Source organism: Bradyrhizobium sp. CCBAU 45389, assembly GCF_028128625.1.
Classification (GTDB): Bacteria; Pseudomonadota; Alphaproteobacteria; order Rhizobiales; family Xanthobacteraceae; genus Bradyrhizobium; species Bradyrhizobium liaoningense_B.
Genome location: NZ_LBIY01000078.1, coordinates 21,857 through 44,601 on the forward strand (window position 1 = coordinate 21,857; position 22,745 = coordinate 44,601).

General features: G+C 58.5%; 25 protein-coding genes. 15 read left to right on the forward strand and 10 right to left on the reverse strand.

The window, feature by feature from the left end; all coding sequences use genetic code 11:
* Positions 1–76: 76 nt before the first annotated feature.
* A complete protein-coding gene (locus XH79_RS10820; RefSeq protein WP_212337719.1) occupies positions 77–403 on the forward strand; it encodes a hypothetical protein in 327 nt (108 codons plus the stop codon).
* 391 nt (positions 404–794) lie between these two features.
* Positions 795–2,153 carry an integrase arm-type DNA-binding domain-containing protein gene (locus XH79_RS10825; RefSeq protein WP_211434225.1) on the forward strand — a complete coding sequence of 453 codons (1,359 nt, stop codon included), beginning with the start codon at positions 795–797 and terminating at the stop codon, positions 2,151–2,153.
* 676 nt (positions 2,154–2,829) lie between these two features.
* Here the strand turns inward: XH79_RS10825 and XH79_RS10830 are convergent.
* The gene (locus tag XH79_RS10830) at positions 2,830–3,090 is read right to left on the reverse strand and encodes a DUF1488 domain-containing protein (protein WP_018642512.1); all 261 of its coding nucleotides are present in this window, start codon (positions 3,088–3,090) and stop codon (positions 2,830–2,832) included.
* 581 nt (positions 3,091–3,671) lie between these two features.
* On the opposite strand from XH79_RS10830, the gene XH79_RS10835 reads away from it, so the two are divergent.
* From XH79_RS10835 to XH79_RS10845, 3 genes are all read left to right on the forward strand, one after another.
* Complete coding sequence (locus tag XH79_RS10835) at positions 3,672–4,064, forward strand: response regulator (RefSeq protein ID WP_211434226.1); 393 nt, start codon at positions 3,672–3,674, stop codon at positions 4,062–4,064.
* A 77-nt stretch (positions 4,065–4,141) separates the two neighbouring features.
* Positions 4,142–5,026 (forward strand): transglutaminase family protein, encoded by an 885-nt coding sequence (locus XH79_RS10840; RefSeq protein ID WP_211434227.1) that lies wholly within the window; start codon positions 4,142–4,144, stop codon positions 5,024–5,026.
* A gap of 103 nt (positions 5,027–5,129) precedes the next feature.
* Positions 5,130–5,939 carry a transglutaminase-like domain-containing protein gene (locus XH79_RS10845; RefSeq protein ID WP_211434228.1) on the forward strand — a complete coding sequence of 270 codons (810 nt, stop codon included), beginning with the start codon at positions 5,130–5,132 and terminating at the stop codon, positions 5,937–5,939.
* Between the two features lie 225 nt (positions 5,940–6,164).
* On the opposite strand, the gene XH79_RS10850 is transcribed toward XH79_RS10845, so the two are convergent.
* Positions 6,165–6,842 (reverse strand): Crp/Fnr family transcriptional regulator, encoded by a 678-nt coding sequence (locus XH79_RS10850; RefSeq protein ID WP_271581678.1) that lies wholly within the window; start codon positions 6,840–6,842, stop codon positions 6,165–6,167.
* A 482-nt stretch (positions 6,843–7,324) separates the two neighbouring features.
* On the opposite strand from XH79_RS10850, the gene XH79_RS10855 reads away from it, so the two are divergent.
* The 3 genes from XH79_RS10855 (at position 7,325) to XH79_RS10865 (ending at position 10,158) form a co-directional block, all read left to right on the forward strand.
* Positions 7,325–7,696, forward strand: coding sequence for a hypothetical protein (locus tag XH79_RS10855; RefSeq protein WP_014493191.1), 372 nt, complete (start codon positions 7,325–7,327; stop codon positions 7,694–7,696).
* 549 nt (positions 7,697–8,245) lie between these two features.
* Entirely contained in the window at positions 8,246–9,040 is a 795-nt protein-coding gene (locus tag XH79_RS10860; protein ID WP_211434230.1) for an alpha/beta fold hydrolase, read from the forward strand.
* A gap of 26 nt (positions 9,041–9,066) precedes the next feature.
* A complete protein-coding gene (locus XH79_RS10865) occupies positions 9,067–10,158 on the forward strand; it encodes a PAS domain-containing sensor histidine kinase (protein WP_041953572.1) in 1,092 nt (363 codons plus the stop codon).
* A gap of 67 nt (positions 10,159–10,225) precedes the next feature.
* On the opposite strand, the gene XH79_RS10870 is transcribed toward XH79_RS10865, so the two are convergent.
* Together XH79_RS10870 and XH79_RS10875 are read right to left on the reverse strand one after the other, a co-directional pair.
* Positions 10,226–11,398, reverse strand: a complete 1,173-nt coding sequence (locus XH79_RS10870; protein WP_036043687.1) for an AI-2E family transporter — start codon at positions 11,396–11,398, stop codon at positions 10,226–10,228.
* A 175-nt stretch (positions 11,399–11,573) separates the two neighbouring features.
* Complete coding sequence (locus tag XH79_RS10875; RefSeq protein ID WP_211434231.1) at positions 11,574–12,611, reverse strand: alpha/beta fold hydrolase; 1,038 nt, start codon at positions 12,609–12,611, stop codon at positions 11,574–11,576.
* Positions 12,612–12,787: 176 nt separating this feature from the next.
* On the opposite strand from XH79_RS10875, the gene XH79_RS10880 reads away from it, so the two are divergent.
* Positions 12,788–13,030: a hypothetical protein gene (locus XH79_RS10880; RefSeq protein WP_081493884.1), complete on the forward strand. Its 243-nt coding sequence runs from the start codon at positions 12,788–12,790 to the stop codon at positions 13,028–13,030.
* Positions 13,031–13,746: 716 nt separating this feature from the next.
* On the opposite strand, the gene XH79_RS10885 is transcribed toward XH79_RS10880, so the two are convergent.
* Both XH79_RS10885 and XH79_RS10890 read right to left on the reverse strand, forming a co-directional pair.
* The gene (locus XH79_RS10885) at positions 13,747–14,907 is read right to left on the reverse strand and encodes an acyl-CoA desaturase (protein ID WP_211434232.1); all 1,161 of its coding nucleotides are present in this window, start codon (positions 14,905–14,907) and stop codon (positions 13,747–13,749) included.
* Positions 14,908–14,940: 33 nt separating this feature from the next.
* A complete protein-coding gene (locus XH79_RS10890; RefSeq protein WP_036003776.1) occupies positions 14,941–15,192 on the reverse strand; it encodes a DUF6894 family protein in 252 nt (83 codons plus the stop codon).
* Between the two features lie 212 nt (positions 15,193–15,404).
* Here XH79_RS10890 and XH79_RS10895 point away from each other — a divergent pair, with 212 nt between their 5' ends.
* From XH79_RS10895 to XH79_RS10905, 3 genes are all read left to right on the forward strand, one after another.
* Entirely contained in the window at positions 15,405–16,145 is a 741-nt protein-coding gene (locus XH79_RS10895; protein ID WP_271581679.1) for a Crp/Fnr family transcriptional regulator, read from the forward strand.
* 447 nt (positions 16,146–16,592) lie between these two features.
* Complete coding sequence (locus XH79_RS10900) at positions 16,593–16,931, forward strand: hypothetical protein (protein ID WP_211434233.1); 339 nt, start codon at positions 16,593–16,595, stop codon at positions 16,929–16,931.
* Between the two features lie 76 nt (positions 16,932–17,007).
* Positions 17,008–17,151 carry a hypothetical protein gene (locus XH79_RS10905; RefSeq protein WP_157785226.1) on the forward strand — a complete coding sequence of 48 codons (144 nt, stop codon included), beginning with the start codon at positions 17,008–17,010 and terminating at the stop codon, positions 17,149–17,151.
* 102 nt (positions 17,152–17,253) lie between these two features.
* On the opposite strand, the gene XH79_RS43270 is transcribed toward XH79_RS10905, so the two are convergent.
* The 4 genes from XH79_RS43270 to XH79_RS10925 all read right to left on the reverse strand — a co-directional run bounded on the left by XH79_RS43270 (position 17,254) and on the right by XH79_RS10925 (position 20,117).
* On the reverse strand, positions 17,254–17,451 hold the full coding sequence (locus tag XH79_RS43270; RefSeq protein WP_014493179.1) for a hypothetical protein: 198 nt from the start codon (positions 17,449–17,451) through the stop codon (positions 17,254–17,256).
* A 279-nt stretch (positions 17,452–17,730) separates the two neighbouring features.
* On the reverse strand, positions 17,731–18,069 hold the full coding sequence (locus tag XH79_RS10915) for a response regulator (protein ID WP_100213765.1): 339 nt from the start codon (positions 18,067–18,069) through the stop codon (positions 17,731–17,733).
* A 305-nt stretch (positions 18,070–18,374) separates the two neighbouring features.
* Positions 18,375–19,535 carry a sensor histidine kinase gene (locus XH79_RS10920; protein WP_271581680.1) on the reverse strand — a complete coding sequence of 387 codons (1,161 nt, stop codon included), beginning with the start codon at positions 19,533–19,535 and terminating at the stop codon, positions 18,375–18,377.
* A 345-nt stretch (positions 19,536–19,880) separates the two neighbouring features.
* On the reverse strand, positions 19,881–20,117 hold the full coding sequence (locus XH79_RS10925; protein ID WP_036043705.1) for a DUF6894 family protein: 237 nt from the start codon (positions 20,115–20,117) through the stop codon (positions 19,881–19,883).
* 894 nt (positions 20,118–21,011) lie between these two features.
* Between XH79_RS10925 and XH79_RS10930 the strand changes: the two genes are divergently transcribed.
* From XH79_RS10930 to XH79_RS10940, 3 genes are all read left to right on the forward strand, one after another.
* Positions 21,012–21,254 (forward strand): hypothetical protein, encoded by a 243-nt coding sequence (locus tag XH79_RS10930; protein WP_249131485.1) that lies wholly within the window; start codon positions 21,012–21,014, stop codon positions 21,252–21,254.
* Positions 21,255–21,530: 276 nt separating this feature from the next.
* Positions 21,531–21,902: a hypothetical protein gene (locus tag XH79_RS10935; protein WP_231088645.1), complete on the forward strand. Its 372-nt coding sequence runs from the start codon at positions 21,531–21,533 to the stop codon at positions 21,900–21,902.
* Positions 21,903–22,412: 510 nt separating this feature from the next.
* Positions 22,413–22,583, forward strand: coding sequence for a hypothetical protein (locus XH79_RS10940; RefSeq protein ID WP_157785228.1), 171 nt, complete (start codon positions 22,413–22,415; stop codon positions 22,581–22,583).
* The last annotated feature ends 162 nt before the right edge of the window (positions 22,584–22,745 follow it).

Consider the following 22,745-nt stretch of genomic DNA (forward strand, 5'->3'; position numbering starts at 1 on the left):
GGCCGCAAAGGGCTGCCCGTCGTGTACCGGAGAGCGCCAAACAATCGCCGTCGCCCCCCAACACGGAGTGCAAGATATGCCTTCTGACAGAATTGATGGTCACATTGACGAATCCAGCGGCGATCCGATCGTCCGCTTCGGCAAGCGCGATATCGCTCTGCCCGAGGTGCGAGAAAATGACAGACCGCTCGATCTTGCCGAAAATAAGAGCCTGACGGATGCTCTGCGCTGGTGCGAGCACACGTTCAACGAGGACGTGTTGCCGCCCCGTGCCATGCTGGAGAAGCCGCAGGAGTTCTACGCTTCGGCCAACATGGTTACCCTCGGTGGAGAGCAAGAAAGATTCCGCAGCGAACTCTCGTTCCAGTCCATCATTGGACAGATCGCACTGATCATTCGCTGACGCCGACCGGCGGCAAATCGCATCCTGCGTTGGCAGCAACAACTCAAGACCGCGAACTCCTGAGCTATGGCAGCATCACGTCGCCAAACGCTGGTGTAGCGCTACTTCGAAAAAGACCGTTTGAAAGATCAGCTGCTCAAACGGTATTTCTCGCTAAGTCATTGAAATGGTGGGCGCACCAGGGCTCGAACCTGGGACCCGCTGATTAAGAGTTCAAAACGGGCGCCTCTCCACGATTTCTGAATCTACGCCACGCCACGACAGCGGCAAAGAAGGTCTTTTAATTCTAGGGACTTGTCGCATAGCTTCGCAGTCCAGCGAACCCAGACCTTCAAACACCTCGGCTCGCCAAAACCGTTTGAAAACCGTTTTAGCAGTTCACATCCGCCCCATGACCGACATTCGCATTGCTCTCAGCGACAAAGCCATCGCTCAGCTGCCGACTCCTGAAGGTGGCTGGTATCTGGCTCGCGACACCGAGTTGAAAGGTTTCTTCGTGGTCGTGGGGAAGCGGAAAAGGACCTTCACTGTCCAAGGTGACCTCAGAGAACGGGGAAAGCGGGCCTCTTCCATAAGAGTGTCGATTGGAGATGCCACCGAATTAACTACTCGATCAGCTCGCGCAATTGCCAAGGAATACCTTGCTCAGATCAGCAAGGGACAGCACCCGAAAGCGGGGTTAGACGGAAAGGCCGGGCAAGCCGAGACCGATGGAAATAGTGCCGTTAGGAGCGCTACCCTGAAGCAGGCTTGGCAACGCTATTTGGAAGCCCACCTAATCCGAAAAGGCCGTAGCGAGAAAACGATAAGTGGCTATCGGGATCACGTCGAACGTCTCTTTTCGGAATGGCTTGACACCCCTCTGCTCGATCTCGCGAACGATCCGGCTCGCGTCGCGAAAAAGCATGATCAGCTTACCAGGGAGAACGGTCCCTACATGGCCAATGGGAGCATGCGGACGCTGCGAGCCATCTACAATCATGCTCGGAAGACCAATCGATCGCTGCCGCGCGACAACCCCGCAGATGCAGTCGATTGGAATCAGGAAGAGCGCAGGAACACCGGTATGGGGACCGGCGATTTGAAAGGATGGTTTCTCGAGCTAGCCAATCTAGACAACCCAATCCGGCGCGAATTCCATCTTTTCACATTGCTGTGTGGGTCTAGGCCCACCGCATTGCAGCAGGCTAAGCCCGAACACATCAATTTTCGGCGGCGAACGCTCCACATCCCGACGCCCAAGGGAGGCAGCAAGCGAGCGTTCGACATTCCGCTGTCTCGGGAGATGATCCTGAGCCTCATTCGAGTGCTTCGTTTCGGCAGGCAAATACATCCGTCTCAGGCGCAAGAATGGTTGTTCCCAGCTGAGAGCGCCTCTGGACACCTGGCGGAAACAAAGGAAGATCGAGATATCTTGTCGAAATGGGGCAATGACCTTCGTCAGACATTTCGGACAATTGCCGCCGCTGCTGGCGTTTCCGAATTCGACGCCAAGCTCCTTATGAACCATTCGATCCCTGGTGTGAATGCAGGCTATGTCACTCGACACAAGCTGGTTGAAGACCACCTGCGCAGCCAGCAGCAAGCTATTAGTACGGCTGCGTTTTCTGGTCTCGGTAAGTCGCTCGTAGGACAAGGGCCGTTGTCAGATTGGCTCGGTCACGCGGCAAGCCGACGAGTCGTCAGCCTTTTCCAATTGAAGCCAGCGCCCCTCAGCGAGGAGGAGGAAAGAATTCGGCAAGCAGCCTGATCCAGGCTGCGATCTGATCGAGGCGCCCACTGCGTCCGAACGTAAGCAGCAATAGAAAAGATCAACGAAAACATTGAATCTCGTGCGGGACTGACCACCATTATCGCTATTTGTACATGGGGTTTCGGTGGTCAAACGGTGGTCGAGTGCATCAACCGACTGTTGGAGCCCGCCTGAACAACGGGCGGATATGGACTGAGCATGAGGCCGGGGCGAAGACGGCCGACCTAGCTCGCAAGCACGGGGTCTCCGAAGCGACTAACCGCGGCCGGATGAAAGTTCGGTGGCAGGTCAGATATGATAGTGGATCCGCCGCGCTCACCCATTCAACAAAAACGACGGCTTATCGCACTATTGATTTGCTCTTGTACCACCGTCGATCGGTCGAGGGACATATCCGACCTGCTGAAGCGGGGCGGACACCCATGTGCCTGCAGCAAATGCGTTAGCAGTCACTCCTTGACATCTAGGACCGCAGTCCATCGGTCCAGATGCGGCCGGCGTCGAGTGCAAATCACTGCTCGAGGGCGTTTGCAACTCTCTGGGGCAGACCATTGCCGGGCTAGAAAAGGCTACGCTCCTGCGTTGAAACAGAATGAGACTCCATCTGCCTATAGGCACAGGCAGAGGGGTTCATTTGGCTCGGGTGCGAAACCCTTAAAAGGCGCCGATCGGGTCAAAAATTGCCGGCGACGAGATCGTAAGAGCCCCTGGTACCGCGAACGTACACCTTGGCTGCGGCGGCGCATATCAAGTCCCGATTGGAATCGAACGCGTGGAGAAGGCTCGACTCATCGTAACCGGTATCGGGTTGAATTCGCTTCAGCGCTTCTTCTTCGATAAAAAACGATGCCTCAATGGCGCTATCGTGTCCCCAGAATCGCACGGCACGCCGCGTGCGGTCGTATGAACGGCTATGGTTTGGAAACTCGATCATGTGGCCGGGGCAGATCCGTTGTGGAAAGGGGACTTCCTTGCCTTGCCAGCTCGACGCTATTTGCCTTTTGGACGGCCGATCTGCGACCGCCCTTACGAGCGACGGTGCCAAACCTGGCGCTGGATGAGCGTTGAGGTCCCGCAAACTCTTAGATGGCTACGTGGAAAGCGAACTACAATCCCGTTCGCCCCGGTCACAGCAAATAGTTTCTGCCTGACCTCGCTATTCCGCGGACGGGCACCATATCTTGAATATCACCGCGTGCTTCCCGGCTGTTATCGGTGACTGAGAGCATCGTGCTCCCGCCGCGACCAAGAGGCGGTCAATATGTCAAACATCTCCAAATTCGGACTGCGCGAGTGGCTGGTGCCGCCGGTCCTGCTGCCGATCTTCTTCGCGTTTGTGATCGCTGGTGCGGTACTCATTCAATGGTAGCCGCCCGCGGGCCGCAGCGGCGCAACTCTCTGAAATCATGAAATTACATCTCAACGGATAAAGGGATGCGGCAGCGAGACGGGAACATAAAGGGGCGTGCCCATCATCGGTGCGCACCCACAGCAGCCGTATGCCGGGGAGTCTCAATGACGTTCGGTCCATCACGCATTCCAGTCTTCGTTCTCGTCGTAGAAGACGAGATGGTGCTCCGCAGGCGCGCAGTTGGCATGGTGGAAGACGCCGGCTACACGCCGTTGGAAGCGCTGGATACCGACGAAGCCCTCGCAATCCTGAGCTCCAGATCCGACATCGCGCTCGTTTGCGCCGACATCCAGCTGCCGGGCAGCATGGACGGCATAGGCCTTGCGCACACCGTGCGTAGACGGTGGCCGGCAATCGACGTCATCCTGATGTCCGAGAAATTGAACCCGCCGAGCATCGATCTTCCCCCTTGCAGCGAGTTCTATGGTAAGCCGCTCCAGGCTTGGCAGATCAAAGCTGGTATTCGTAGGATGATCGGCCACGCCCGAGGCGCGTGAGAGGACCCAGCATCGTCCGGCTCTCCGCGTCAAGCGGCCAGCGAGCAAGCTCTCACCTCTCGTCGATCGGCGGTACCATGGCGATCTTCCTCGTCCGGCATATCACGACATATCGGTACCGGCGCGCGGTCAGGCTCGGCCGACATCAATTGATGGCACGCCCGCGCGATAGTTTCGACCAGCGACTGATTGATTTCTCGCTCAATGTGACGCCCGAGCCTTCTGAGGTGAGGTGGCTGCACGATGTCTTCGGGAATTGCGTTGCGCAGGTCGAGTTTGGCTGTGACAGCGACAATTTGCGATTCGAGTGTGTCATCAAGGTCGACCACACGCCGGAGAATGCGCCCGACTTCAGAATTGAGGACCACGCGAAGGACCATCCGTTTGCGTATCAGGCGGAGGAGGCGCCCGACCTGGCACCCTATGTTCAGAGATGGTTCTCAGACCCGGAAGACCATCTCGGCAGGTGGCTGGACACGTTTCTCGTGCGCGGGCCCAGACGTCCTACCGGACAGGTCCTGATGACCCTCAATGAAGCAATCTCGGATGGCTTCGCCTACGACCGCCGCACGGCGCCAGGAACGCAAAGTCCTTCTACGACACTCGAACGCAGGAAGGGCACCTGCCGGGATTTTGCCGTCTTGATGATTGAAGCTGCACGAAGCCTGGGCTTCGCCGCACGCTTTATCACCGGCTATATCTACGTACCGGATCGCGATGGTCCTGTCTGGCTGGGCGGGGGAGCCACCCATGCCTGGTGCCAGATCTACGTCCCCGGCTCCGGCTGGGTCGAGTTCGATCCGACCAATGGAATCGTCGGAAACCGCGATCTGATCCGCGTGGCGGTGGCCAGAGTCCCAAGCCAGGCCATTCCCCTGTTCGGCACTTATTGGGGAGCTCGTGAGGACGAGCTTGGGATGGATGTGGACGTGAACGTCAAAACAGCGTCGGCTCTGTCGTAATGTCGCTCATTGAAGAGGCAGGAACACGCCCCCCGCCAGCGCGTTGGAACTTCCGAACGCCACGCTGTGTTGGCGGCAATTTGTCGACTATGGAGGACACCGAGTGAAGATCCGGGTCGGCTATGAGATGATCTACGACTTTCCGCAGCCCACACCCATGATCATGGTCCTGGGCGTTCATTTTTCTCGGGCATCGGACGTTGTCGTGCCCGATTATCTGACCACCACGCCCTCAGTTGCGATCGTCCCCTATCGTGACGGCTTCGGTAACTGGTGCAGCCGCATCGTTGCGCCAGCGGGTCGAATGCGCCTGGCGGCCGACGGGATCGTTCGCGACTCCGGCTTGCCGGACGTCGTTGTGCCCTCGGCCTCCCAACACGCGATCGAGGACTTGCCGGCAGAGACGATCGTGTATCTGCTCGGCAGCCGCTATTGCGAAACCGACCAGCTGTCCGATGTCGCGTGGAAACTCTTCGAGAAGGTCTCGCCCGGATGGGCTCGTGTTCAGGCGATCTGTGATTTCGTTCACAATCACATCGAATTCGGCTATGAGCACGCGCACGCAACCAAGACGGCCCGGGACGTCTTCAACGAGCGCAAGGGCGTGTGCCGAGACTTCGCGCATCTGGCCGTCACGTTCTGTCGCTGCATGAACATTCCTGCCAGATACTGCACAGGCTATCTCGGTGACATTGGTACGCCTCCCCCTTATGCCCCGGGGGACTTTGCGGGATGGTTCGAAGCCTACATCGGCGGGCGTTGGTATACATTCGATCCACGCAACAACGTCCCCCGGATTGGACGTGTGCTGATTGCTCAAGGACGTGACGCTGCTGACGTGCCGATTACCCAGACGTTTGGCCCCAACACCTTGGTCAGCTTTAAAGTGTGGACCGACGAGATCCCTTCCTGAGGCATGGGATACAGCGAGCTAAACCCTGAATCGCTTCAGAAGAAATGATCGCGGACTTGCAAAACGATTTGAAACTACGAAAGCGAGTTGGGCTTCTGCCGGAACGAATGTCGGTGGCGCAACTTGGTAAGCACGACCGGATGCAAACGTCCCCCAAAGCATCCGAGGAAATAACGGCCTCACTGCGCCCCCACGCTCTGGGGCCGTCTCTTGGGGAAGTCCTTTCTAGTCGCGCTCTCTCAGCACGGGCTTCTCGTGCAACACCGCACTCAACAACGAGTTGTGGACCTCGATGTGGCCGTTATAGCTGATGAGCCCCAATCGTCGAAACTTGTTCATGAAATAGCTGACCCGCGATCGCGTGGTCCCGATCATCTCAGCCAGTGTCTCCTGATTAATGCTCGCGCTGATCGGCTGCGGACTGCCTTCCTTGCCGAAATTCGCGAGCAGCAACAGCAGGCGAGCAAGCCTCCGTTCGCTGGAATTGAATAGCTGGTCGATCAGGTCCTCCTCGATCCGGCTGTTTCGGGTCAACAGATACGAAATGAACAGCTGGGAGAATTTCGGCTCTTCACGGATAGCCGACATCATCGCTTCTTTGGTTATCGACGTGATGACGCAATCTTCCATCGCCGTTGTCGTCGCGATCCGCAGAGGATGACCATTCATGCATCCCTCGCCGAAGAACTGACCGGGCTCGAGAATGGCGACGACTGCCTCCTTGCCCTGCTCCGAAACGACCGTCAGCTTGACCTTGCCGCCTTGAATGTAGAACACCGAGTCAGCAGCGTCGCCCTGCTGAAACACATGCTGGTTCTTGCGAAACGTCAGAATGGCTTTGCCGGCGCCCACCTTGCCGAGAAAATGTTGGGGATCGAACGTGTCCTTGGACGGCTTCGCCACGCGTGGACTCCTTTGAATCGACCAAACTTGTTCGCTTCGATCGGCTGCCAGGGAACGGCGTTCTTGACCAAGCGACGAACGGTTGCTCCTTGCCGGCCAGACCTTGCGGCAGCGGCCCTATTGGGCAGAATTTACTCCCTGATTGTTCGCAATTCTAGGGAAGAGCCACTTTCCAAAGGGCGCGGCTCATTGCGCGCCCATCAGCAGGCATTCTCGGGCGAAGCGACGGTCGCCCTGCGCGTGGCACGACTTTACGATGGAGCATGGAAGTATGCCGACCCGGCGACACGACGCGCTGGTCATAGCTCACCATGGAGTTAGGCAGCGCCCGAACTCCTTGCGGGCCCTGCTTTGCACCCCCTCGCTATTCGACGCTTCCATACCCATATCCTGTGTGTCTGATCGGACCATCGGGCCAATTGAGTGCAACGCCCCGCGACAGGCTGCCGGCCTGAATAGGTCGCCGACAACAGGAGGATTCCATGCCACTTGCGCGCTTTCGAATCGATGAAGGACCGCACACGATGGACGGGCTCCGACTCATTGCACGGGATGGCAACAAGCAGGTCGAGGCATTCATGAGCCGGAAGGTGATGGACGTCTGGGCGGAATCCGTCGAGCATCTTGGAGGACGTCAAAGTCTTTTCCGAGATCAATACAATGCGCTTGGCAGACTGAACCTCCCCGCACTCCAACGGATTGTGCGCGCGAAATACGAGCGAGGTGCCGCGTTCAACCGCCAACATCCCTTCGTGGAGGTCCTGTTCTCTGACATTTCCGAAAGTGGCGAGACCTTGGATCTAAGTGAACTGGTTCGAGAAGCATTGCCCCCGGCATTTCATAGGCTGACCTAATATCCTGAAGGCAGGCAGCGACCGAAGCGTATGCTTCCGGCTCGCCGGCTTCAGCACATTTACTTGCGAGTGAGCAATATTGACCAGCAAGGCGCCAAGCCAGGTTTCAATATGACTTCCGTAGCTCTCGGTGAAGGAAAGTCAGCGCGCCGCCTGGCCATGGTCGATGTCATGTCGTCACTTCTGCGCAAGCGAACAGACAAACAAATCGGCTACAGCGTCTCGCAGCTCGTTCAACTGCGCCATCAGATGCTCCGGTTTGCTCGGTCGCTCCCCCCAGGACCTGACCGAAATCAGCGGCGGCAAATCGCGTCTTCCTTGCGAAGCCTTGCCAGACGCAAGCGGTGAACCGGCTGTCTCCAGCCAGCAAAGTCAAACATTGCAAGGCAAGACACGTTCCTCATGGCCTTTCTGATCCCGCACCGGGGTATCCCACTGAGAGCTCGAACGTCCAAACAGGTCCGTTTCCCCTCTAGGGCTCGCAAACCGGACTGCGCCCCGGCAACTGCGAAAGCTTGCAAGAATGATGAATGATTCAAAGGGGGTCGGATGGCAAATGTAATCGAACGGAATAACGTCCAGGTTCGTGGCGCGGGCGACCGGGCGATGGTCTTCGCCCACGGCTTCGGGTGCGATCAGAACATGTGGCGGTTCGTGGCTCCGGCGTTTGAAAGGGACTTCAGGACGGTTCTATTCGACCACGTCGGCGCCGGCGGATCCGATCTGTCGGCCTATGACTGGGCCAAGTATTCAACCTTATCCGGTTACGCCGACGACGTGGTCGAAATCGGCGCCGAGCTAGGTTTGAAGGATTGCGTCTTCGTCGGGCATTCCGTCAGCAGCATGATCGGCGTGCTGGCGGCGCGACAAGCGCCAGGCATGTTCGGCAAGCTCGTGCTCATCGGCCCTTCAGCCCGCTACATCGACGACGAAGGATATGTTGGCGGGTTCAGTGCCGAGCAGATCGGTGAATTGCTCGCGCTTCTCGAATCCAACCACATGGGTTGGTCAACACAGATTGCGCCGATGATCATGGGCAATCCCGACCGCCCGGAACTCGGTCAGGAGCTCACGAACAGCTTCTGCCGCACGGACCCCGATATTGCCAAAGCGTTCGCCCGTGTGACTTTCACCTCCGACAACCGCAAGGATCTCGCGGAAGTTTCCGTTCCAGTCCTCGTCCTCCAATGCAAGGAGGACATCATCGCCTCCCAGGAGGTCGGCGATTTCGTTGCCCGGAGTATCCCCGGCGGTCGAATGATCGTCCTGAACGCGACCGGGCATTGCCCGAACCTCAGTGCGCCCGACGAGGTCATCGCGGCGATTCGAGCCTTCGTCTCGTGAGCGTCTCCGGTCCAGACTTCGAGGACATGGTCAACAACGCCCCGTGCGGGTACGTCACCCTGCACCCGAACGGTCGCATTGAGCATGTCAACCCGACCTTGCTGGCGTGGAGCGGGCACCCGGCAGACCAGATGGTCGGCAAGCGTTTCACCGATTTCCTGACCATGCCAGGCCGCATCTACTACGAAACTCATATCGCGCCGCTGCTGCGGATGCAGGGCTTCTTCAACGAATTCGCTATCGACATGGTGACCGCTGCCGGTGAGCCGCTCCACATGATCGCCAACGCGAACGAGCGCCGCGATGCGGATGGAAAGCTGCTGCTGATCCGTCTTGCGTTGATCAAGGCGACCGACCGACGGCGCTACGAACAGGAGCTCCTCGCCGGCCGAGAATTGGCCATTGCTGCCGAAAGGGCGACGCAAGAAGTGCTGCTGCTCGAGCACGAAACCTCCGAACTGCGGGAACAGTTCATCGCCGTACTTGGTCACGATCTTCGCAATCCTCTCGCCTCCATCAGCGCCGGCGCGAGACTCCTCGGCCGTACCGTGCAGAATGAGAAGGAGCAGCAGATCGTCGCCATGATGCAGACGACGGTCATGCGCATGGCCTCGATGATCGACAACGTCCTCGACTTTGCACGCGGTCGTCTGGGCGGCGGCATTACCCTGGAATACGATGCGAAAGGACCGCTGGAGCCCGTCCTTGCCCAGGTGATCGACGAACTGAGGCTGGCTTCGCCCGGTCGCGTCATCGAATTCGAGTTTGCCGTCGACGGGCCGGTAAACTGCGATCGCATCCGCATCGGCCAGCTCCTTTCCAACCTGCTCGGCAACGCCGTGACGCATGGCACGGCCAACAAGCCCATCACCGTTCACGCCGAGACGCGAAATGGATTGTTCGAGCTCTGGGTCGCCAATGCCGGTGAGGCTATTCCGCAAACGGTGATGGACAAGCTGTTCGAACCGTTCTTCCGCGGCAAGGCCCGTGCGAGCAAGCAAGGGCTTGGACTTGGGCTGTACATCGCCTCGCAGATCGCAAAGGCGCATGGGGGCGCATTGACCGTCGCATCGACACCCGCGGAGACCCGCTTTAGTTTCTCAATGCCGCTGGCGTAACATGCATGCTGCAATGGCCGCCTTTCGACGGCGCGATCCTCAATCTTCTCCCAAGAGCGACACCGGACTAGCCTTCGAGGACGTGGCCCAAAGCTCTTAGCGGACGCACGCGATCGCTGACGATCTTGAGGATGGCCAGCATCGGAACAGCCAGGATCGCGCCAGGCACGCCCCACATCCAGAACCAGAACACCAGCGACAGGATGACCAGCACCGGGTTCAGCGTGAAGCGTCGGGCAAGCAACATGGGCGTCAGGGTTTCGCCTTCGGCGAGGTGGATGCAGAAGTAGAGGGCCGGCGGCAGCAAGGCCCACCACAAGCTGTCGAAGCTCAACATTCCGGCCAGCAGGAAGATGACGGTGCCTAACAGTGGGCCCAGAATTGGAACGTAGTTGAGCAGGAAGGCCGCGGCTCCCCACAACAGCGGGTCTCCAAGCCCGCAGAAATACATCGCAACCGCCGTTGCAATTCCCACTGCAGCATTCATGGCGGTGATTGTAAGCAGATAGGCAGATATGTCCGCTTCGATCTGCTGGGAGATGTCCACCGCCTGCCTCTTGTCGCGAAAATTCGGGAGGACCTCGACGATGCGTCGTAGAAAGATGTCTCCTGCCACCAGGAGAAAATAGAGCACCAGCACGGTCGTAAACAGGCCGTCGATGACGGCGCGCGTTCCCGCGAAGAGCGCGCCGGTAAGGCCAAGATCCCTGCGGACCGAAACGATTGCACCTTTCCTGTCGGGAGCGTCGGCGACGTGCTCGGCCTGCTGGATGACTTTCTGCAGCGCTTCGATCGGGCGCTTTAGAACGACCAAGTGAGTTTCGAGGCGAGGCAGGCCCTCCGGCAATTTCTCCGCCCAGGTCGCGGCAGGTAGCGACAAGGCTGCCACAAACCCCACGAGCGCTCCCACCACCACCAGGATCGCCAAGAGCGCTCCGATGGCACGGGGGAGACCTATACGCTCGAGCAGATGCACGACGGGGTGCAGAATGAGCTGCAGCACGAAGGCGAGCACCACGGGCAATATGATCGAGCTTGCCACATGCATGGCTGCCAGCACGGCCAGTGTTAGCAGACTACCGAGAAAGAACGTCTGCGGGCTGGACGGCAGCGGCATTTCGATATCGTCGGCCGCCTGCGGTGGCGAGGCAGCCGGTTCCGGTACGCCGACATTCTGCCCCGGGGACCAGGGGGGCTCATGCGGCAACTTTGACAGCGAGACCACGACGCTTTTCTCCATCCCGATCAAGGGGCCTGCCCCAACCCGCTGAGTCAGCTTCGCACCGGTCGGAAGGGCGCGATGCGGCTGCAGGAGCCTCTAGCCGGATAAGCAGTCGGTCCGGCTGGACGGTTCGGCCGCGGCGGGCCTCTTCGCCAACTGAAGAATGAGAACACGTGGCCCCGCCGGAGCGTTCCTAGGCGCTCGCGAACCGGTGCGGTGCATTCCCGCCAATGTCGGTCGCAGCAGCGGCTTCATCGATGGCCGCCATCAACCGAGCCGTGGCAGACTGTTGGATCATGTGCCCTGCCCCAGCGACGCGGTGCAGCTTGCTGTGAGCGATTTCGCCGTGAAGTCTGACCGATTGCTTGTTGATATCGATGAGGCGATCCTCATCGCCGGCGATGATGATGGTTGGCATCTTGAGTTGATCGTAGCTCTTCGACGACTCGAATGCAGCGGGGATCATCAACGTTGCCTCCGCCGCGCTGGCACGCATCTGTGACGGTCGCAACGCCAGCTCCTTGGGGAAGCCGACGAACTTGTCAGGGACTGGCCGCGGACCGAACATCTTTCGCAACATGGAAGGCCACAAGAGGCGGCTGACGATCGGCGAGATCGTGTGACTGATCGCATCGCCCATCCCGGGTATCGAAGACATCGAAGATGCCGCCGAGTCAGCACGAACGGTTGGAAAATAGTAGCCTGATGCGAGCACCAAAGCTTCGACAAATGACGGATGTCTTGTCGCCAGCGCAAGAGCGACCGCCGCACCCCATGAATGTCCAAGCACGATCGCCCGCTGAACGCTCAGCCGATCAAGCGCCTTTCTGAACAGATCGGCCTGGGCTTCCGGGGTCCATATCACGTTCCGCGGCCGCGAGCTGTGTCCGAATCCGGGGCGGTCGAATACGATCACCCGAAACCGGTTGGCCGCCAGGTCGATCAAGCCGCTGGATTCAAAATCCTGGATCATGCTGCCGTTGCCGTGCAGGAGCACAAGCGGACGGCCGTTGCCGCGTTCCACGTAGTGCAGTCGGACGCCATCGATCTCCAAGAACTGCCCGCGAGGCGGGTTATCGCGTTCCGCTTTCTTGGCGACTCGCCCATTTACGATCGCCATGGCCCCGAGGAGGGAAGCTGCCCCTGCAAAGGCCGCAAGCGCAAGATGTCGCCGCAAGGGAGTGGTGTAGTCAGACTGGAGCGAGGGCGAGCGTGTTCGCGGGAGTTCCATGTGCAGTACCTCTGGTGGTCTGCACGATGCCTCAGGGAGATTGAGAAATGTTGCAGGCTATCGTCAACCGTCGGTGCCAAGTCTTCGTTCCAAACGTACCTTGGAGCGCATCGTTGTCGCTGTCGCCGGTTCAAGTCACTCCCGATTGATTGCCCCCAGCGCGCTGGGGGCAAGAAATGATCGCGTGGAACATGTCGACGTTGGTCTTGTTCAACCTTGTTACTCTTGCCAAGAAAGCGACTGGATCAATGGCAAACAACAACAACAGAAGCCCGGATGAAAAGCAGCCCGGCGAAAATCCGGAAGGTAAGTATCACTACAATCCGGGAAACATGGCGGGGAAAAAGCCCGGTGACGCGGAGCAGACTGACGAAAATCGAACGCTCCCGTCTCCGCGCAAAGAGAAGCCCGCCGAATAGGGCCGACAACGCCCGCGACTTTGCCTTTTCGAAGAGCCGCGGAAAGAACCTGAGGACCAACTGAGACACCCTTCCGAGAATCGACTCATCGCAAGACGCGCGTCCCACGATGAGCCATCCCGGGTGGATGGCGCGAGCTGAGGGGTCAGTTATCGCGCCACAGACCAACACGACAACCTCAGGACGGGAGAGTCGTTCCTGTCAGAGCCTGGCGGCGGCAAAGCTTGTGCCCTCTGTCTGCTGTCTGCACTCTGGGACGCAACTCGGCTGCCAGCCCCTGATGCCGGCATATATGTTCTTTTGCGGCATGCCGTCGGTCTCAGGGAGCCGCTTGCCACGCTTCTGCGATTCAATGGGACTTCCGATGAAAAAGCCAGTTCACTCAGTTGACGAGCCAGAGCCGAAAGCGCCACGTGCTGACAGACCGCCAACGGACGGATTTGTGGTCATTGTCGACGGGCACTTCAAGTCGAAGTTTGATACTGCGGAAGCTGCGGAGTCGTCGGGTCGCACACTTAAATCGACTTACCCGAAGCTCAAGATCGAAATTTACGACGCCGTGACAAAGGTGCGAACCTTCTTGGGCTGAGAAGTCAACGCTCCAGCGATCCTCATCAGGAGCGAAACGGCCTCTGTGAGGAAAGAGCTCGCGTGCCGGATTTTTGCCAGTTCACATTGGTCTTACATGCGGTCGCCCGGCGCACAATCCTACGTTTTCATTCAAGATCTGAATTTTTGACGGCCACGAGAGGCGGAACGGCCAAGTAGGAAGCGACCGATGCGAACAGGAGTTCGTGAGCGCGATCGACGATATCATCCAAGAAAGTCGTCTTCGCGAACATCACGCGGGCCTCCGCCAGCAATTGGCCGCGAGTCGGCATGTTGGGCAGATGCATCTCCACGCGAGGATACCCCTTCAAAACAACGTCCCTCGGGAACAAGTCGGTCTGATGGACTGATGATCTGATCGCCAGTGCGATGCCCTCGGGATTGAAACGACGAACAAGTTGCTCGGCTGTCCGCCTGATGACACGAGATCCCAAGCGTTGCTCGTTGCGGAGAACCTGCTCCGGCGGCGTCTTCAAGTTCCAGACGATGCCGAGCCGGGATAAGGCCACCAGAATATAATAGGTTACGTCGATCTCCCACCAACGAAAGCCTTGCTTGGCGCTGCTTTGGTAGGCGTGATGATTGTTGTGCCACCCCTCGCCCATCGTAAACAGAGCCAGAAGCCAGTTGTTGCGGGAGTTATCACCCGTAACATATCTCTTTTGGCCGTGAACATGTGCAAGGGAGTTGATGCAGAACGTTGCATGATACAGGAGCACTGTGCTCCAGAAGAATCCGACCACGAGTCCCGACCACCCGGCAATGAGGAAGCAAAGACCTGCCGTCACGATCGCAGGCAAAAGCTCCAGTTTATGAAGCCACATCAACTCGGGGTAGGACGCAAAGTCCGAAACCTTCGTCAAGTCGGTCGCATCATGCTGGCGATGGAAAATCCAGCTGACGTGGCTGTAAACGAAGCCCTTTTGGCTTGGCGAATGCACGTCTTTCTCCGTATCGGAGTAAAGATGGTGATGTCGATGTTTCGCAGCCCACCAAAGTACGCTTTTTTGGGAACTGCTTTGGGCGAGGAACGCAAGAGCGAACTGGAACGTTCGGCTCGTTGAGTAGGCTCGATGCGAGAAGTACCGGTGATACCCAGCAGTGATCGCGAACATGCGTAACCAATATAAGACGATGCACATCGCAACCGCTGGCCACGAGACGCCCGACCATGTCGCCAGGAGGCAACCGGCGTGGATCAGCAGAAACGGAAGGACCTGCGGGTATATGATGTCGTGTTCCTGATCCGCATGAATATGGGTAGACACTCTGACGACCTCAGCGGTTTGGCATGGGGCCCGTCAAGCAGACACATCATCCGCCGCGGACAGGGCCAACGTAAAATAGGTGCGGCCCGTCTCGGGCGAGGGATAGCCATTGACGAGAAGCTTCCAGGATTTGATTTCCCATATGTCGCCCGGCTTCGACTCTCGAAGGACTTCACCCGCCAGCTTTACGGCCTCTTCCTTTGCAGCATTTAGGTCGGCAAGCTCGGTGCCGTGGTGATCGAGACCAGCCTTGCCGTCCATAATGTGAAAATGATAGCGCGGCATGGGACGCTCCTTCATTTTGGCGGGGAGCGCGTGGCATCTCTCAGTCTCCGGATCGCCTGATGGTCACGGGAGATAGGCGACAATACTCGCCATCCCACTCCGTTCCTAGAAGAACCGCTGCTCACGGAACCCGGCTTAAATCGTCAAAAAGGAACAGACTCAGGGACAGCAACGATGCTAATTTGTGGAACTGAATTCGAAGGCTCTTTCAAGTGTCTGCGGCCAATGTAAGGAATACTCACCCGCTGATCCGCAAGCTGGAAACTGTCTTCCCGCTTTCTGACGAAGAGCGGAAGGCGATACTGGCGCTCCCGATCGATCAGAGGGTGATCGAGGCCCATCAGGACATCGTACGCGAGGGGGATCGCCCGAGCCGATCTTTCGTCATTGCCGATGGCGTGGCTTGCGCCTTCAAAATGACAGGCGAGGGCAAGCGCCAGATCCTCGCATTCCACATCACGGGCGACATGCCGGACCTTCAGAGCCTGCACCTGCAGACGCTGGACATCAGCATCGGAACGATCACGGCTTGCAAGGTCGGCTTCATTCAGCACGAGGATCTGCAGCGCCTGTGCGAACGCCAAGCCCGCGTCGCGGCGGCCCTCTGGCGTGAAACACTTATCTATGCGGCGATGTTCCGCGAATGGATCACCAATATCGGACGTCGGCAGGCGCTAGGCCGGGCAGCGCATTTTATGTGCGAATATATCGTCCGTGCGCGAGCCATGGGCCTTGTGGAAGATTACTCATGCGAACTGCCGATCACGCAGGAAGAGCTTTCCGATGCCATGGGCCTTTCGATTGTTTACGTCAACCGCGTGCTCCAGGAGCTGCGCAAGCTGGGTTTGATCAACCTCGAAAGCCGGCACTTGACGGTGCTTGATTGGACCCGGCTCCAGGAAGTCGGAGACTTCGACGCGGGATACCTCCACCTGCCGAAGACGGCCACGTAGCGTTACGCCCCTTCGTCAAACGGCGGCGCGGACGGATGAACAGAGGGCCGCCCATGAACCTCTTCGACCATCTGCCATCCCAGAGACAGCTCTAGGGCAGGTTGGAATTCTGCACTCATTGAAGAATGCGGCAGCCGGAGAGTCATCGTTCGTCTCATCTGCGCCACCGATTAGCTGACAGCCGGACGCCCGAGGGAACAAAGGGGTGAGGAGGCGGCTTGAGTTGGGCGGCAGAACCAGGAGACTGGGAGCCGCGAAGAAAAGCCGTTCGGTGTAACGCCCGAGCGGCTTTTGTTTGATGGCGCATCTCTTGTGAAGTCGCTTGGCTGCCGCAATCGAGAAAGCCGATCCCAACCACGACCTGGGAACACTTCGCCCCCAGCCGGTTTAGTTCCGAGCAGCATTTTGCGATGCGGTTCTTTAACACTCACGCGAATCGGATTTGGCATGGCCTCCGTCACAGTAGGGCTGAACAGATACTTCACATTGATCGAGCGTTCAGTGCCCACGAAAGTCGGGACTTTCATTCGCTGGCTGCGGGAGCCATCCAAACTCTGGATCCGGATCATCGTTGCGGGGGGACTCATTCTCGGGGGCATCTTCAGCTTCTTGCCCCTCTTCGGCCTCTGGATGCTCCCCCTTGGACTTCTTCTCATCGCGCAGGACATGCCGATCCTGCAAAAACCTCTCCTCGCCGTGTTGCGTTGGATCGAGATGAAATGGAAGCGGCTCAGGCGACGTTTCAGAACGAGGCCGCGGCCAATTGTGGCGAAGCAACCGGAATGACGCGACCGCTCCGCCCGCGGCTCTCCGTATTTGGAACGTTGTGGTTAAGCCGGGCTTGGTCCGGCAGGAGGTCATCATGACCAAGACATCAGACCACGGCATCATGCGCGTCCGCGGAGAAGATCAGCCGGCAGACAAGGAGCGGGCGCAACTGGCTCAAAAGATTGAGCTCGGCCATACACCGCCCGTGATCAAGGAAGAGGCGAACGACCGGGACTGAACGCAATGATCGTGAGCCGGCGCGCGGGGCCTGCCAGCAGGATCCGCGCGCAACATCATGCTGCTTTCTGATGCTGCTCGAACGCAGCGACCTCCCGTTCCTTCATTCGGGAGCCGGTAATCCGGGTGTGGACAGCCATTCGCTGATTTGAGCCCCGGTCTCCGCCTGCCGAGCTTTGCGGATGGTTTGTTCCCGCTCAACACCTGGCGGAAGCGATTTTGCCTTTTGACGAAGGGCTCGCCCATGCTCGGCAAGGCGTTCTTCAAAGGAGGTGGTTTGGTTGATTCGGCGTCGCTGCATAGCGTGCTCCTTTTCCCAGGGAAGGCGGGAGCGCGACAGCGTTCTCATCACCGACAGATACCGAGGGCCGCGCGGCGATGCATCAAGCGTAGCAATTTAAGGTGCGACGCGCTGGTCAATATTGATCAGGTGGTAGAAGCTGGTGAGACCCGCGCTCGGCGCCCGCAGGATCAACGCCCCCACAGGAAATGCGAAGCGCGCGAGCACAGATGGGCATCGGAGCGACGCCGGCGCCAAAGGCGTTCAGCAACCCGTTGTGCGGACAAACGCTCCTCACGATCAGGCAGCAAGCTCTCGGAGCGTCGAGATGATCGCCTCTGACGGGTATGGCTTGCGGAAGAATCTTGCCCCATCGGGTAGCTCAGAGCCTTCGACCAGATGGGCGGAGACCACAAGGAGCTGGATCGGTGGCCATCTTTCGCGAACGGCTTCCACGAGCCCAATCCCGTCCATCGAGCCAGGCATCCTGACATCCGTAAAGACCACGCAGACATCCTGTCGGGTTTCAAGAATCTTGATGGCCTCATCGGCATTGCCGGCAAGGAGCGGATGCAGCCCCGCATCCTGGACGATGTCGTTCGCCATCAAGAGGAGCATCGGTTCGTCCTCGACGATCAAGATGCAACTGCCGCGAGGAGAGCTTTGCTCTGGCATATCAGCTCTTTCTAATGCAGGAGACGCCACCCGGTCGGATATCAAGCGATGGCAGCAGCCGACGTTCCGAATGGCCGATTGTTTCTGAGCAGTCTTTGCATCGACAATGCGGCTGACGGTTCCAAGGGTTCACCATGAGGCGCCGCCACTTCCGCCGAATGAGCGTGGAAGTCGCCCCGTCGGCAATGTGCGTCTGGCGACCCTGCCCGCCCATCGCCGCAGGGTGAGCGCGTCGAACGCCACCACCCCTTCCCCTCAGAGCATGACCGTCACCTGCGAGGCAGTCGGATCGAAAAGCACGTGCCTGTTTCTTCGTTGGATGCCACAGAGATCTCGCCGCCATGGGCTTCGACGATCAATTTTGCGATGTAGAGGCCAAGGCCGAGGTGGGTACTGTGCTCTGGCGGACTTCCGTCATCGTGGCCTCGCGTCCAGGATTGGAAGATTGATTTTTGCGCTTCAAGCGGGATTGAGGAGCCGAGATTGTGCACGTTGATGGTCACAGCATCGGGATCGTTACCTGCGACGGTCACTGTGATGGGCGTCGCTACGTCGCCATAATGGACCGCGTTGCCCATCAGGTTGGACAGCACCTGTCCCAGGCGGGCGCGGTCGCAGGAAACCAACGGATCGCCCTTCGTCGCGACTTGAAGTTTCCTATCTGCGTTGACGGCGCGAAACTCATCCGCGATTTCCTGGCACAGAGCCGCAACGTCGTTCTCGGTCTTTGTAACGGGGATTTGAGTGCCGAAGGACGAGCGTGTGAGATCGAGCAGATCGTTCAGAATTCGCGTCGCCCGCCCTGCGGCCAGCTTGATCTCCGAAACAACCTTGGCCTGCTTCGCGTCGGTTGTCCCCGATCGCTCCATCCACTGAGCGCCCATTGAAACGGCGCCGAGAGGATTGCGCAGGTCGTGGCCGAGGACGCCCAGAAACAGGTTGCGCGAGTCATTTATCGTCTTGGTATAGTGGGCCACCGACTCCGTCACGGCCTGATCGATCGCTTCATTGAACCGCGTCAAGTCCTCAATATCGGTGTCCGCAAGGCTTCGATGATGAGCAACCCACTGCTTGACGACGCTTGCGCGAAGCGCCCGGTATTCCGAGATCATCTGGTCGATGTTAAAGCCGTCGGCCAGACGCAGAGCGGCATGGAGCTCAGCCGCGCTTTGAGAAAAGGGGCTATCTTTCGGGCCGTCGCCTCGCGATTTATCAAATCGCTCCCGCGGGGTTTGTGCGGTTTCGAGGTCGTCCGCCACAAACCTAAGAAGATCGAAGATATGATCTTCCAGAGCCAACTTCGTCATCCGATCGCTGGCCGGTGACAGAGTTCGAGCGAACTCCGTCCATTCCTTCACGATCGGAGCCTGGTTCTGTCGAATGAAGTCAGCCAGGCGTTCGTACTTTGGCCGCTCAGTGGAATTGCTCAAAGCCGCCCCCAAGTACTCAAAGCCGCCCCCAAGTAGATGACGCGAGCCCTAGATCGAGCAGGCACAAGCCCGCTGCTCGCGAATGCCGTGCCCTTCCGAAGCGCCGAGCCTAGAGTATAGCCACTGGCTCCCGAGCTGTCACAACTGGCTCCGCCAGCGGGGAGAACCGCGCGACTTTGCGGCCGGAACCTGCGGTACAACGGTCGTTTTGCACTTGCCCTACAGGACGCGGGGATATCGGAAAGCGATCGTTCCACTCACGTCGCGGGCAGGACCCGGCGCACCTCTGCGTCGATCTGTGCGGATGCAAGCTAGCACCACCATATTGGCCTAGGGGAACCGGCTTCAATGCTTGGTGCTCGAGTTCCGATGGACTATCGAAACGCAGAACAGCTGTTCGGTGCTCGAGCGCACTTCCACTGCCAAATCCGCCCGCTTGCTTGGGAAGACGGATTCCTGGGCGATTCCAGTCAAGGTTTGCATTGCTTTGACTTCGGCGGCTTTCAGATTGGGAAGGGGTAGACCTTCCTCGTCTGCAAAGAAATCGCGACCACTTTGGATGTCAAAGAAATACCGATTCATGGAGCGCTCCAGATTGAACACATATTAGTCCCGCCAATCGGTGCGTCGCTTGCCTGAAGACTCGGACATCGATGCGGCTGTCGTCCTGTCACACGATCAGCCTCAACTGTTCGATCTGTCCCGCCGGACCTTGCGAAATTCTTCGGGACCTTTCATCAGCCTGCTCTTCCGGCTTGCCCTGTCTTCGGATGTCGCACCCGTATCGGCCAGCCGGTCGAGCGCGTCAGAGGCAAGCTCCTTTGCGCGGATCCGAGGGCTCTCACGATTCGACTCTGGAGATTCGCGCATAGGCCGATCACGCAGCCCTTCGAGCGCCGTCTTCACCAGCAGTTGTACCGCTTCTGATCGGTTAGGCCTCTGCTTCTGGCTGAGCGCCCATGCGTCAACCTGGTCGAGAAGCTCGGGCGTCAGCCGAACCGCCCGTCCTTGCTCAGCTGTCCCCGCTGACGTCTTCCGCGGAACTGCTTTTGACCTGGACATCTCTGACATCATTGATTGGAGGGCGATAACGGCGATGCCGCGGGAGGAGAGGCGGGAATCCGGCCATTTTCGCTCCCGCCTCCAGCTAATGACCGCGGTCGCTTAGGGTTCCAGTGAACTCCTGCCACGACGGCCCGCTCATCGCACAGCTCCTTGCGCTGTTCTCAAACACGACCAGGGAGCGACGAAGTGCAATTGCCTTCCGGACCATTGCGACGGCAGCGCGTCTGACAGATCGACCGATTGATATCATCTCTGCCTGAAGGACAGCGTGCACCTCCGGAGCTGCAATAGCCACAACTATCTCGACCTGGCAGGGAGCGGACAGACCTTCGATTTGATGCTCGCGAGCCCCGATTTCACTGGCTATTCCCTGCTACGAAGCGCAGCGTCATCCGAACGAAGAGGCTGGCCTTGAACGGAAGCACGTTCAGCAGCGAAACCGGTTTTGCAGAAGGGCGCCGTATGACGGATGTCACCAAGGAAGCCCTGGATGGTGCCGCCGCGCGGCATCTCTCTGCTGGCTTCAACTTTCGTGCCTATACGCCGGACAAGATCGCGTACGATCTTATTCGTTGGGATGAGGAGTTCAGACACGCCAATTACACTCAACTGGTCGTAGCCGTGACGCTCTGGCAAAGTAGTTTGTCTGGCTAGCGCAAAGCCAAGAAGGCTCGTCGCGCGGCCTGAACGTGCGGTCGAAGCAGAGCGCAACGTCATTTACACGGTCAATCCGAAGATATAGGGTATGGCTAGAGGTTGGCAGATGCTCACCTTGAAGCTGCCCAGGAAGCAGCGACCTCCGAGGTCGCCGCGCGTCGTCGTAGTAGCAGCTCACGTGCCATTGGAAGGCGCAATCATAAAACTGGATTTTACCAACGTGCGTCAGCAGCGCCGGTGCACGTCCTCATGCGCTCACGAAAGGCAACCATCATGAAGCTTCCTGCAATATTACAAGGCGAGGCGCGGACCCGTTTCCTTCAAGGAATTGCTTTCGGCGCGGTGGCGACCATGGCGATTGGATTTGCCTGGGGCGGTTGGGTCACCGGGGAGTCCGCCAGGGTCATGCGGGTCTCGGCGGAGACCAGTGGCCGGATGTCCGTTCTGGTACCGCTGTGTGTCGCTCAGTTTACAGCCGCGGACGGCGCTCTCGCGAAGTTCAAGGCGACCGGCCCTTATTCCAGAGAAAACGTCGTCAGCGAATTCGTGAAGAGTGTGGCGTCCACGAGCATGGACTACTCATTCGCCAAGGCTTGCGCCACCGGCATCGAGACGGAGATTGCCAAGACAGCGGCCAAGACCTGATTCCCATTCGGGAGGACAACAGATAGGGCCAGTCGCCCTCGATCGGGCGATCGTCTTTGACCACACCATGCGGGATGGATTCTGCATTCTGGCGGGAAGCTGTTGGACGATTGGCACCTTGTTCAAATTGCCGCCGGCGCCATAAGCCGCAGCAAAGTCATTATTGAGGCAATGTCCGTTTGGACGCCCGAGAAGACTGAGCGAACAAGCCAAGGCAGACGCTGACAACGACAATTTACAATCCACCACACTATGGCGGCCTGGCCGATACGGCGCTGGTACCGAAGCCCGCGACAAGTACGACACGCTTTTAATCTTCATCACAGAGCCAAGGACGAGTGCTAGGCTCTCCCCATCGCCTTGTGGCGAGATGGTCAAATTTGCTCAGATTCGGTACCGCCGTAGATGTTAACAAAACCTGTCACCGCGAGGCCCTAGGCATTTATCGGTGATGAGAACGCCATCAGTCGCTCTCGCCTGCCTGCTCGTCCTATAAACCGGGAGACGGTGATGCAAAATGGGGCCGGACCTCTTTCAGAGGCTGAACTGACGATCGTGGAGCGTTATAAGCTCGACGCGCTTGAGGACATGGACGTTCCCGAGATCCTCGATTTTCTTGAAGAAATCGAGGACGAGATCAGACGACGGGGTGCCCCCGAGGGAGCGACCGATCGAGAGTAGCAAAAACAATGACTTACCGGACCGACCAATTTGCCCTTTGTACCAATGAATTGTGCGACATATCCAATCGTCGATTTACCCAAACGCTCTGACTGGGAGCGGCTTGATGTTCAACGTCGATCTCCGCACGGTGGCAGACCGCGTCCAACTCTTGGTGAACGC

What these genes read in the sequence shown, in the direction of transcription:
- XH79_RS10820 (WP_212337719.1), top strand. Translation starts at nt 77, where the DNA reads ATGCCTTCTGACAGAATTGATGGTCACATTGACGAATCCAGCGGCGAT.
- XH79_RS10825 (WP_211434225.1), top strand. Translation starts at nt 795, where the DNA reads ATGACCGACATTCGCATTGCTCTCAGCGACAAAGCCATCGCTCAGCTG.
- XH79_RS10830 (WP_018642512.1), bottom strand. Translation starts at nt 3,090, where the DNA reads ATGATCGAGTTTCCAAACCATAGCCGTTCATACGACCGCACGCGGCGT.
- XH79_RS10835 (WP_211434226.1), top strand. Translation starts at nt 3,672, where the DNA reads ATGACGTTCGGTCCATCACGCATTCCAGTCTTCGTTCTCGTCGTAGAA.
- XH79_RS10840 (WP_211434227.1), top strand. Translation starts at nt 4,142, where the DNA reads ATGGCGATCTTCCTCGTCCGGCATATCACGACATATCGGTACCGGCGC.
- XH79_RS10855 (WP_014493191.1), top strand. Translation starts at nt 7,325, where the DNA reads ATGCCACTTGCGCGCTTTCGAATCGATGAAGGACCGCACACGATGGAC.
- XH79_RS10860 (WP_211434230.1), top strand. Translation starts at nt 8,246, where the DNA reads ATGGCAAATGTAATCGAACGGAATAACGTCCAGGTTCGTGGCGCGGGC.
- XH79_RS10865 (WP_041953572.1), top strand. Translation starts at nt 9,067, where the DNA reads ATGGTCAACAACGCCCCGTGCGGGTACGTCACCCTGCACCCGAACGGT.
- XH79_RS10870 (WP_036043687.1), bottom strand. Translation starts at nt 11,398, where the DNA reads ATGGAGAAAAGCGTCGTGGTCTCGCTGTCAAAGTTGCCGCATGAGCCC.
- XH79_RS10875 (WP_211434231.1), bottom strand. Translation starts at nt 12,611, where the DNA reads ATGGAACTCCCGCGAACACGCTCGCCCTCGCTCCAGTCTGACTACACC.
- XH79_RS10880 (WP_081493884.1), top strand. Translation starts at nt 12,788, where the DNA reads ATGATCGCGTGGAACATGTCGACGTTGGTCTTGTTCAACCTTGTTACT.
- XH79_RS10890 (WP_036003776.1), bottom strand. Translation starts at nt 15,192, where the DNA reads ATGCCGCGCTATCATTTTCACATTATGGACGGCAAGGCTGGTCTCGAT.
- XH79_RS10900 (WP_211434233.1), top strand. Translation starts at nt 16,593, where the DNA reads ATGGCCTCCGTCACAGTAGGGCTGAACAGATACTTCACATTGATCGAG.
- XH79_RS10905 (WP_157785226.1), top strand. Translation starts at nt 17,008, where the DNA reads ATGACCAAGACATCAGACCACGGCATCATGCGCGTCCGCGGAGAAGAT.
- XH79_RS43270 (WP_014493179.1), bottom strand. Translation starts at nt 17,451, where the DNA reads ATGCAGCGACGCCGAATCAACCAAACCACCTCCTTTGAAGAACGCCTT.
- XH79_RS10925 (WP_036043705.1), bottom strand. Translation starts at nt 20,117, where the DNA reads ATGAATCGGTATTTCTTTGACATCCAAAGTGGTCGCGATTTCTTTGCA.
- XH79_RS10935 (WP_231088645.1), top strand. Translation starts at nt 21,531, where the DNA reads ATGAAGCTTCCTGCAATATTACAAGGCGAGGCGCGGACCCGTTTCCTT.
- XH79_RS10940 (WP_157785228.1), top strand. Translation starts at nt 22,413, where the DNA reads ATGCAAAATGGGGCCGGACCTCTTTCAGAGGCTGAACTGACGATCGTG.